Origin of the sequence: Streptomyces rhizosphaerihabitans (assembly GCF_025399795.1) — a bacterium.
GTDB classification, from domain to species: Bacteria; Actinomycetota; Actinomycetes; order Streptomycetales; family Streptomycetaceae; genus Streptomyces; species Streptomyces rhizosphaerihabitans.
In genome coordinates this window covers 77,443-86,888 of record NZ_JAODTZ010000048.1, presented here as the reverse complement: position 1 = coordinate 86,888, position 9,446 = coordinate 77,443, and the positions used below count along the sequence as shown (strand labels likewise).

The 9,446-nt window shown below is 69.1% G+C and carries 12 protein-coding genes; 3 read left to right on the top strand and 9 right to left on the bottom strand.

Going from position 1 to position 9,446, the window contains the following annotated elements; genetic code table 11:
• Nucleotides 1-24: 24 nt before the first annotated feature.
• On the bottom strand, nucleotides 25-498 hold the full coding sequence (locus N4G66_RS34940; protein ID WP_261708302.1) for a carboxymuconolactone decarboxylase family protein: 474 nt from the start codon (nucleotides 496-498) through the stop codon (nucleotides 25-27).
• A gap of 274 nt (nucleotides 499-772) precedes the next feature.
• Nucleotides 773-1,093, bottom strand: a complete 321-nt coding sequence (locus N4G66_RS34935) for a DUF6191 domain-containing protein (protein ID WP_261708301.1) — start codon at nucleotides 1,091-1,093, stop codon at nucleotides 773-775.
• Nucleotides 1,094-1,405: 312 nt separating this feature from the next.
• On the opposite strand from N4G66_RS34935, the gene N4G66_RS34930 reads away from it, so the two are divergent.
• Both N4G66_RS34930 and N4G66_RS34925 read left to right on the top strand, forming a co-directional pair.
• Complete coding sequence (locus N4G66_RS34930; protein ID WP_261708300.1) at nucleotides 1,406-1,582, top strand: DUF6233 domain-containing protein; 177 nt, start codon at nucleotides 1,406-1,408, stop codon at nucleotides 1,580-1,582.
• Nucleotides 1,583-1,653: 71 nt separating this feature from the next.
• The gene (locus N4G66_RS34925; protein WP_261708306.1) at nucleotides 1,654-1,887 is read left to right on the top strand and encodes a hypothetical protein; all 234 of its coding nucleotides are present in this window, start codon (nucleotides 1,654-1,656) and stop codon (nucleotides 1,885-1,887) included.
• Nucleotides 1,888-1,956: 69 nt separating this feature from the next.
• Here the strand turns inward: N4G66_RS34925 and N4G66_RS34920 are convergent, their stop codons facing one another.
• The 5 genes from N4G66_RS34920 to rpsB all read right to left on the bottom strand — a co-directional run bounded on the left by N4G66_RS34920 (nucleotide 1,957) and on the right by rpsB (nucleotide 6,661).
• Nucleotides 1,957-3,096 (bottom strand): phosphatidate cytidylyltransferase, encoded by a 1,140-nt coding sequence (locus N4G66_RS34920; protein WP_261708299.1) that lies wholly within the window; start codon nucleotides 3,094-3,096, stop codon nucleotides 1,957-1,959.
• Entirely contained in the window at nucleotides 3,096-3,653 is a 558-nt protein-coding gene (gene frr, locus N4G66_RS34915; protein ID WP_037625129.1) for a ribosome recycling factor, read from the bottom strand. Before frr ends, N4G66_RS34920 begins: the two co-directional genes overlap by 1 nt.
• A gap of 173 nt (nucleotides 3,654-3,826) precedes the next feature.
• Nucleotides 3,827-4,597, bottom strand: coding sequence for a UMP kinase (gene pyrH, locus N4G66_RS34910; protein ID WP_261708298.1), 771 nt, complete (start codon nucleotides 4,595-4,597; stop codon nucleotides 3,827-3,829).
• A 183-nt stretch (nucleotides 4,598-4,780) separates the two neighbouring features.
• Nucleotides 4,781-5,617 carry a translation elongation factor Ts gene (gene tsf, locus N4G66_RS34905; RefSeq protein WP_261708297.1) on the bottom strand — a complete coding sequence of 279 codons (837 nt, stop codon included), beginning with the start codon at nucleotides 5,615-5,617 and terminating at the stop codon, nucleotides 4,781-4,783.
• A 96-nt stretch (nucleotides 5,618-5,713) separates the two neighbouring features.
• A complete protein-coding gene (gene rpsB, locus N4G66_RS34900) occupies nucleotides 5,714-6,661 on the bottom strand; it encodes a 30S ribosomal protein S2 (RefSeq protein ID WP_261708296.1) in 948 nt (315 codons plus the stop codon).
• A 270-nt stretch (nucleotides 6,662-6,931) separates the two neighbouring features.
• Between rpsB and N4G66_RS34895 the strand changes: the two genes are divergently transcribed.
• Nucleotides 6,932-7,561: a murein hydrolase activator EnvC family protein gene (locus N4G66_RS34895; RefSeq protein WP_261708295.1), complete on the top strand. Its 630-nt coding sequence runs from the start codon at nucleotides 6,932-6,934 to the stop codon at nucleotides 7,559-7,561.
• Between the two features lie 249 nt (nucleotides 7,562-7,810).
• Here the strand turns inward: N4G66_RS34895 and N4G66_RS34890 are convergent, their stop codons facing one another.
• Together N4G66_RS34890 and whiG are read right to left on the bottom strand one after the other, a co-directional pair.
• Nucleotides 7,811-8,368, bottom strand: coding sequence for a TetR/AcrR family transcriptional regulator (locus N4G66_RS34890; RefSeq protein WP_261708305.1), 558 nt, complete (start codon nucleotides 8,366-8,368; stop codon nucleotides 7,811-7,813).
• Nucleotides 8,369-8,522: 154 nt separating this feature from the next.
• Nucleotides 8,523-9,365 carry an RNA polymerase sigma factor WhiG gene (gene whiG / locus N4G66_RS34885; RefSeq protein WP_261708294.1) on the bottom strand — a complete coding sequence of 281 codons (843 nt, stop codon included), beginning with the start codon at nucleotides 9,363-9,365 and terminating at the stop codon, nucleotides 8,523-8,525.
• Between the last annotated feature and the right edge of the window lie 81 nt (nucleotides 9,366-9,446).

Below are 9,446 nucleotides of genomic sequence, written 5' to 3'. Positions count from 1 at the left end.
CGCGCCCGGCCCGAACACCCCCGCTTACGCGAACTGGCCGGGCCGGTAGCTGCCGGCCGGCTGCTGGACGATCACGTTTCCGCGGTTGAAGGCGTTGATGATCGAGATGCAGCACACCAGGGCGGCGAGCTGCTCCTCGTCGTAGTACTTGGCGGCGTTCGCCCAGCACTCGTCCGTGACACCGCCGGCAGCGTCGGCGATCCGCGTGCCCTGCTCCGTCAGTTCCAGGGCGGCGCGCTCGGCGTCGGTGAACACCGTCGCCTCCCGCCAGGCCGCGACCAGGTTGAGACGCACCGAGGTCTCTCCCTCGGCGGTGGCGTCCTTGGTGTGCATGTCGGTGCAGAATCCGCAGCCGTTGATCTGGCTGGCGCGCAGCTTGACCAGTTCCTGGGTCGCGACCGGCAGAGTCGAGTCCGCGAGCGACCTGCCCGCGGCGACGATGTGCTTCGTGAACTTGGCCGCGACCGGGCTGGCGAAGAGGTTCAACCGAGCTTCCATGGTGCGCTCCTGTGTCGTCGTTCGTGGTTACACCCCTTCGACGGAACAGCTCCGCACGATGTGACACACCCCCATGTGACCTGTGTCTCCCACTCGCGGCACAGCAGTGGTCATCGTCCGCGAGACTCGGGAGCAGGGCACCGACGGACACGGACCGGCGCAGGTGTCCTGTGCCTCGGACGCTGACGCTGACGGGCACAGCGTCCTGCGACAGCGAGCCCGGAAAGCTCGTGCCGTCGATTCCCCGTGCCGTTCGTCAAGCGGCGAGGACCGTCTACCGGCCCGGGCAAGGCATCCGGACGACCGCGGTCCCTCCGTCCAGATCCACCGTTGTCCGGTTCGGCGGAGCCCCGTCGTCCTCGTTGTCCGGCAGGACCAGTGCCGACTCCCGTTCCTTCAGCTCGTTCTGCTTGCCCGGCGAAAGACTCGCGTGGAGCTGCTCGAACCCGGTCGCCGATATCTGGCTCTGCCGTGCGCTGTTCCGCCACGGCAGCACACCGGCCCGCCCCGCGCGCAACAGAAGCTGGTCGACGAAGGCCAGCAAGGTCAGCCCGACGACCAGCCCGGGCAAGGTCATGAAGAAGACGAATTCCACATGACCCATTGTCGAGGCCGCGGCTTCCAGTGCCCAGCCTTTGACGGCACGAGCTCAGGGTTCACTTGTGAGTTCAGAGTTCGCTGTCACAGGACAACAGCCGGGATGCCGCCTCGAAGTCCCACCTGACCCTAGAATCGAATACATGTACGAAAAAGCATTCCGCCTGGAGCAACTGCGCAGCGTCCGCACCCGGCCGCCATGGCAACTGCGCCGCACCGACGACACCATCGCCGAGCTGGAGCGCCAGGAGGCCGCCGCCACCGCGCGGCCCGCACGTCACCCCCGCCGCCCCACGGATGGAAACTCGCGATGCGACGAACAGGCGGCACCAAGGCCATCCCCGACGCCGTCCACACGGACGGCTGCGGCACGGCCGGGAAGAACACGAAGCCACTCGCACGTGAGCAGACTCTCCGGGTGATCACCGAAGACGGCGTCACGGCATGCCCGTACTGCCGCCCCGACACGGATCCGGGTGTCCTGTGAACCACGAAAACGCGCTGCCGAACCACGAGAGCCACGACCGGACAGGGGCCGACGACGCACCCACCGCGCCCATCACCGTCGGCCGCCCGGCCGGGACCGGCGGCCGACGGGTGACGATCCGCGGCCGGAGCGCCGGCATCGCCCACAGCGACGCCGACGTGGTCGAGTTCCTGCGCCGCGCGGGTCTCCCGGACGCTTGGGAGTTCCTGGACGATCCGCGCTGGGTGGAATGGCAGGACGGCCGGCCCCACGTATACGACACCACCCCTCCTGGTCACGGGGATCACGGTGAGGTGATCGGGTGACCGGAAGGGGTGGTGTCGTATACGTGTGCGCCGTACGCGTGTACGCCGTAGACGCGTACGGAAAAACGATCAGCCGGATCCGACGAAGAGCACGAGCAGCAGCCAGACGACCGGAGCCGTCGGAAGCAGGGAGTCCAGGCGGTCCATGATGCCGCCGTGGCCCGGCAGCAGGGTGCCCATGTCCTTGATGCCGAGATCCCGCTTGATCATGGACTCGCCGAGGTCACCGAGCGTGGCGCTGGCCGCGACCGCGAGGCCGAGGATCAGCCCCTGCCACCAGATGCCGTCGTCGATCAGGTACTGCATGCACAGCGCACCCGCCACCATCGCGAAGCTGACCGCTCCGAACAGACCCTCACGGGTCTTTCCGGGGCTGATCCGCGGCGCCAGTTTGTGCTTGCCGAAGCGCCAGCCGACGGCGTACGCACCCGTGTCGCTGACGACCGTCAGGAGCAGGAAGGTCAGCACGCGGCGCGGACCGTCGTCGGCCGTGAGCATCATGGCCACGAAGGTCGCCAGGAACGGCACGTAGAAGGCCGCGAAGACCCCCGCCGTGACGTCCTTGAGGTAGCCCTCGGGTGGTTCCGTCATCCGCCAGACCAGGACGGCCAGCGCGGTGAGCGCCATGGCCACCCACGCGCCCTCGGCACCGCGCACGTATCCGGCGACGACCATGGCGGCCCCGCCGAGCGCGAGCGGCACGAGAGGCGCCTTGATGCCCTTGCGCTCCTCCAGCCGTGAGGTGAGCTCCCAGAGCCCCACCACCACGGCGACCGCTATCACGCCGACGAAGACTGCCTTGACGACGAACAACGACGCGACGATCACCGCGCCCAGCCCGACGCCCACTCCTATGGCCGCGCCCAGGTCGCGTCCCGCACTCTTCTTCTGAGGTGCGGGGGCGGGCTCTGGGGCGGCGCTGGGCATGGGCTCCTGCGGGCTCTGCGGGTTGTGCGACGGATCCCCGTAGGGCGCCGTCGGCGGTGTGTCGTCGCGGACCGAGGGGCCGCTCGACCGAGCGGCCCCACTGTCGTCATCCTGGTCTCCGCCATGTGCGGGTACGTCGGGCACGGTGGGCATGGGCCGAGTGTGCTGCGCGTCATGCGCATCGTACGTGGGACCCGCCGGGGCTGCCCCCTGGACAGGCCCCTGCTCGGACGGCCCCCAGTACCCGGCTTGTGGCGGCGCCCCCCAGGAAGAGTCGTTCATCAGACCTCGAGCAGCTCCGCCTCTTTGTGCTTCAGGAGCTCGTCCACCTGGGCGACGTACTTCGCCGTGGTGTCGTCGAGCTCCTTCTCCGCGCGGCGGACCTCGTCCTCGCCGGACTCCTTGTCCTTGACGAGCTTGTCGAGAGCGTCCTTGGCCTTGCGGCGCACGGCGCGGATCGAGACCTTGGCGTCCTCGCCCTTGGTCCGCGCGACCTTGATGTAGTCCTTGCGACGCTCTTCCGTCAGCTCGGGGAACGTCACCCGGATGATGTTGCCGTCGTTGCTGGGATTGACGCCCAGGTCGGAGTCGCGGATCGCCTGCTCGATGTTGCGCAGCGCGCTCTTGTCGAACGGGGTCACCACGGCCATGCGCGGCTCCGGAACGGAGAACGAGGCCAGCTGGTTGATCGGCGTCAGCGCGCCGTAGTAGTCGGCCACGATCTTGTTGAACATCGCCGGGTGCGCACGGCCGGTGCGGATCGCGGCGAAGTCCTCCTTGGCGACCACGACGGCCTTCTCCATCTTCTCCTCGGCCTCGAGGAGGGTCTCTTCGATCACCACTTGCTCCTGCGTGTCTTGAGTAGGCCCGGCAGCTGTTTCCTCGTCGGGGTTCGGCGGCCGGCTGCGTCGCGTCTTGTTCCTGCACGGTTCCGGACCGGCGGGACATTGTCCATCCCCCGGTCGGGGTCCGTCCTGGACCGGGAGTCGTACCCGGTACAGAGCGTTCCCCGTCAGGCTCGGCCGCTCTGATCGCCCACGAGTGTGCCGATCTTCTCACCCTTGACGGCCCGCGCGATATTGCCCTCCGCCAGGAGTTCGAAGACCAGGATCGGCAGCTTGTTGTCCCGGCACAGCGTGATGGCGGTCATGTCGGCGACCTTGAGGTCCCGGGTGATGACCTCGCTGTAGCTGAGCGAGTCGAACTTGACGGCCTCGGGGTTGATCTTCGGGTCGGAGTCGTAGACCCCGTCCACACCGTTCTTGCCCATGAGGAGCGCCTCGGCGTCGATCTCCAGGGCCCGCTGGGCGGCGGTGGTGTCGGTGGAGAAGTACGGCATGCCCATACCGGCGCCGAAGATGACCACACGGCCCTTCTCGAGGTGCCGTACGCCGCGCAGCGGGATGTACGGCTCCGCGACCTGGCCCATGGTGATGGCGGTCTGGACGCGGCTGTCGATGCCCTCCTTCTCCAGGAAGTCCTGGAGGGCGAGGCAGTTCATGACCGTGCCGAGCATGCCCATGTAGTCGGAGCGCGCCCGGTCCATGCCGCGCTGCTGGAGTTCGGCCCCTCGGAAGAAGTTGCCGCCGCCGATGACGACGGCGATCTGGGCACCGCCGCGCACGACGGCCGCGATCTCGCGGGCGATCTTGTGCACCACGTCGGGGTCGACGCCCAGTCCGCCGCCACCGGCGAACGCCTCGCCGGAAAGCTTCAGCAGAAAGCGTCCCGCGCCTTTGCCGTCGTCGCTCTTCTCGCCCTTGTCGGCCTGGGTGGTGGTCATGGAGATCTCCTCATGGTGCACATACGAAGAAGGCCATTGCCGGTGGGGTGTTGTTCGCATCCCATGCTCGGCAATGGCCTCCTCGTCAGATCTGCTGTCGTCCGGCACACACACGTGGGTGCCGACGTACGCGGACGACTGCTGTCGACCCTATAGGGGTCGCGCGTCGATCGCGGTACGGACTCAGATGCCGACCTTGATGCGCGAGAAGCGCTTCAGGGTGACACCGGCCTCGTCCAGAACCTTCTGGACGGACTTCTTGTTGTCGAGCGCGTACGGCTGACCGAGGAGGGTGGCCTCCTTGAAGAAGCCGTTGACGCGACCCTCGACGATCTTCGGGAGGGCGGCCTCGGGCTTGCCCTCGGCGCGGGTGGTCTCCTCGGCGACGCGACGCTCGGTCTCGACGACCTCGGCCGGAACGTCCTCACGGGAGAGGTACTTCGGCGCGAAGGCGGCGATGTGCTGCGCGATGCCCTTGGCGAGGTCGGCGTCGGCCTTGTCGAGCTCGACCAGAACACCGATCTGCGGGGGCAGGTCGGGCATGGTGCGGTGCATGTACGCGGCCACGAAGGCGCCGGAGAACTGGGCGAAGCGGTCCAGGACGATCTTCTCGCCCAGGTTCGCGTTGGCCTCGTCGACGAACGCCTGAACCGTCTTGCCGGGCTCGATCTCGGAGCCGAGAAGCGCCGCGATGTCGGCCGGCGACGTCTTGACGACGTGCTGGGCGATCTCGTTGGCGACGGTCTGGAACTTCTCGCCCTTGGCGACGAAGTCCGTCTCGCACTTCAGCTCGACCAGGACACCGGAGGTGTTGTCGTCAGCGATGATGGAGACCACGGCGCCGTTCTCGGCGGAGCGGCCCTCGCGCTTGGCGACGCCCTTCTGGCCCTTGATCCGCAGCGCCTCGACGGCCTTGTCGACGTTGCCGTCGGCCTCGTCCAGCGCCTTCTTGCAGTCCATCATGCCGGCGCCGGTGAGCTCACGGAGCTTCTTGACGTCGGCGGCGGTGTAGTTCGCCATGATTCCTGGAATCTCTCTCGAAGTCTGAAGATCTACGGGACGAACGGCGGGGGCTTTGTGGGCCCCCGCCGTTCACAAACCCGAAGGGGTGAGGGGTCAGGCCTGCTCGGCATCCGCGGCGGGGGCCTCGGCGACGGGCGCCTCGGCAACCTCGGCCTCGGCGACGGGAGCCTCGGCGACAGCCTCGGCCTCGGCGGCCGGAACCTCGGCCTGCTCGGCGTCGGCGACCTTCTCCGTCTCGGCGGAGGTCTGGACCTCGGCGTCGTCGGCCTTCTTCTCGCCCTCGAGCAGGTCGCGCTCCCACGCGGCGAGCGGCTCGCCCGCGGCCTTGTCGCCCGCGGCCTTGCCGGCGCCCGAGCGGGAGATGAGGCCCTCGGCGACGGCGTCGGCGATCACGCGGGTGAGCAGGGTGACGGAGCGGATCGCGTCGTCGTTGCCCGGGATCTTGTAGTCGACCTCGTCGGGGTCACAGTTGGTGTCGAGGATGGCGACGACCGGGATGTTGAGCTTCCGGGCCTCACCGACCGCGATGTGCTCCTTCTTGGTGTCCACGATCCAGACGGCGCTGGGCACCTTCTGCATCTCGCGGATACCACCGAGGGTCTTCTCCAGCTTGGCCTTCTCGCGCGAGAGCACGAGGAGCTCCTTCTTGGTGAGACCCGAGGCCGCGACGTCCTCGAAGTCGATCTGCTCAAGCTCCTTGAGGCGCTGCAGACGCTTGTAGACGGTGGAGAAGTTGGTGAGCATGCCGCCCAGCCAGCGCTGGTTGACGTAGGGCATGCCGACGCGGGTGGCCTGCTCGGCGATGGCCTCCTGCGCCTGCTTCTTCGTGCCGACGAACATGACCGTGCCGCCGTGGGCGACGGTCTCCTTGACGAACTCGTAGGCGCGGTCGATGTACGACAGCGACTGGAGCAGGTCGATGATGTAGATGCCGTTGCGCTCCGTGAAGATGAAGCGCTTCATCTTCGGGTTCCAACGACGGGTCTGGTGACCGAAGTGGACGCCGCTTTCCAGCAGCTCCCGCATCGTGACGACGGCCATGGCCGTTCTCCTCGGTGTTCTCGGTTGTACCGCGCGTGCCGGACGGCACACGCGCCTGACGCCCGCGCTGCGCCTTGCCACAAAGGACCGAGAGGCGCTGACACCGATCTGTGACGACCAGGTGCCGGGGCGTGCGAAGTCGACTCGGTGACCCGAATCGCCATCAGAAGTGTACGGGACCCGAGAGGGGGCAGGTGACGCCGCTGTCCACAACCGGCCGGTACTCCACAGATCCCGGCCATGATCCGCTCGATACGGGACGGTTCCCGCATGCGAGTGAACCGATGTGCGCGTACGTGGCCGGGACTCCTCCTCGGTCTGATGGTGGCCGTCCTCGGCGCGCCGACCCCGTTGGCGCTGGCCGAGGGGAGCGGCCCCGCGCCACCGGCCCCCGCGTCCCCGGCCCCGGTCTCCCCTCCGGCGGCCGACCCCTCCGTCCCGGCGCTCGCCCGCGTCTGGCCCGTGGGCGTCCGGCCGTTCGTCGTACGGGGCTGGGAACCGCCGGCGACGGCCTACTCCCGGGGTCATCGCGGGGTCGACCTCGCGGCCGTCCCCGGCGCCCCGGTGCGGGCCGTCGCACCCGGCCGGGTGTCCTTCGCCGGCCGGGTCGCGGGCCGCGGGGTCGTCTCGGTGGAGCTGTCGGGCACCGGGGCGCCCCCGCTGCGGACGACCTACGGTCCGGTGCGGGCATCGGTGCGCAAGGGCGACGAGGTCCTCGCGGGCGAGGTTCTGGGCGCGCTGGAGGCGGCGGACGGGCACTGCGGGCCGACGGCGTGTCTGCACTGGGGACTGCTCAGGGGCACGGCCTACCTGAACCCGCTGTCCCTGCTCCCCCCATGGCTCCTGAACACGGGTCCGTCCCGCCTGCTACCGCTCAACCCGAGCGGCTCCCGGCCATGACCGCCAGAAGCCGGCAGGGCAGGGAAACGGACCAGAAACCGACGGCACAGGCCAAAAGGGGCCGCGGGCACGAGCCAAAGGCGGAAAGGCCTGCCCCAGCGGCCGAAGGCCGAGAGGCACACGCCGCGATCCAGAGGCCGAGGGCCGGCGCAGGGGGCCGCAAAACGAGAGGCACGTCCCCGAACCAAAGCCGAGAGGCACACGCCGCAGGCCAAAGACCGAGGGGCCCGCGCAGATGTCGGCGGGACTTCAGCCCCGAACGCCTCGGAGGGCCATCGCCACAGCCGCCTCGGTGATCGCGGAGGGGTCCTCGGCGGCGCCGAGTTCGATGCGCCGCACCGCGGCGTCGACCACGCCCTGCAGGAGCATCGCGGCCAGCCGCGGCTCGGCGTGCCCCATCTCGGCGAGCGCCTCACCGATCATCGTGACCAGCCCGCCGTGCGCCGCGCGGATCTTCTCCCGGGCCCCCGCGTCGAGCTCGCTGGCGGAGATGGCGACCACGGCTCGGTGCCGCCGGTCCCCGACCAGGGCCAGCTGCCGGCGGACGTACGCCTCGACCGTCCCCTCGGGGCCGTCCGCCGCGGCCATCGCGGCCGAGACCTCGGCCGCCCAGACGGGGAAGTCGACCTCGCACAGTTCCTCGACGACGGCCGCCCTGGACCGGAAGTACTCGTACACGGAGGAACGCGCGAGCCCCGTGCGCTCGGCGAGCGCCGGGAAGGTCAGCGCCTCCGTCCCGCCCTCGGACAACAGGGACCGCGCCGCGTCCAGCAGGGCGGCTCGCTGCATCGACCGGTGCTCGGCCACGGAGGCCGCTCGAATCCTTGGCACGTCAACCACTGTACGGACGCACCGCCGCGGACGGGAACCACTCCACCGAGCCGACCACAGCGCGTCCGCCGCAGCGGTCCCGGCGCCAGGACGGCACCGCGACACGGCGCGGCACCACGGCACCACCGGCTCAGCGCCCGAAACTGGCCAGCTTGGCGCGCAGCTGAAGCACCGACTTGGTGTGGATCTGACTCACCCGGCTCTCGGTCACCCCGAGCACATTGCCGATCTCCGCGAGCGTGAGCCCTTCGTAGTAGTAGAGCGTGACCACGGTCTTCTCCCGGTCGGGCAACGTGTTGATCGCCCGTGCCAGAAGCCTCCGCAGCTCCCGGTCCTCGGCCACCTCGACCGGATTGTCGGCGGCGGTGTCCTCCAGCGTGTCCATCAGGCTCAGCCGGTCGCCGCCCTCGCCGCCGACGTGCAGCAACTCCTCCAGAGCGACCACATTGGCCAGCGACAACTGGCTGAACACCGCGTGGAGTTCCTCCACCCCGATGCCCATCTCGGCGGCCACCTCGCCCTCCGAGGGGGTGCGTCTCAGCCGCGCCTCCAGCGTCGCGTAGGCGCGCTCCACATTGCGCGCCTTCTGCCGCACCGACCGCGGGATCCAGTCCAGCGCCCGCAGTTCGTCGATCATCGCGCCGCGGATACGGGTGATCGCGTACGTCTCGAACTTGATCTCCCGTTCGATGTCGAACTTCTCGATCGCGTCGATCAGCCCGAACACCCCCGACGAGACGAAGTCCGCCTGCTCGACATTGGCCGGCAGACCCACGCTGACCCGGCCCGCGACGTACTTCACCAGCGGTGAGTAGTGCAGGATCAGCTGTTCCCGCAACCGCTCGTCACCGGTCGACTTGTACGACCGCCACAGTTCGTCGAGCGTCGAGGGCGCGGGCGGGCGCACGCTGCCGCCGTCGCGGGCGGCTGGCGGAATCGCCGTCCGGTCGGACCCGGAGGTGTGCTGGGGCATTCGTCGCCTTGTGCCGTTCTGCCGTGAACTGGGGGCCTGGGTGTCCTGTCGGCCTCATGCCGAGATCGCGTGCCTGCTTCG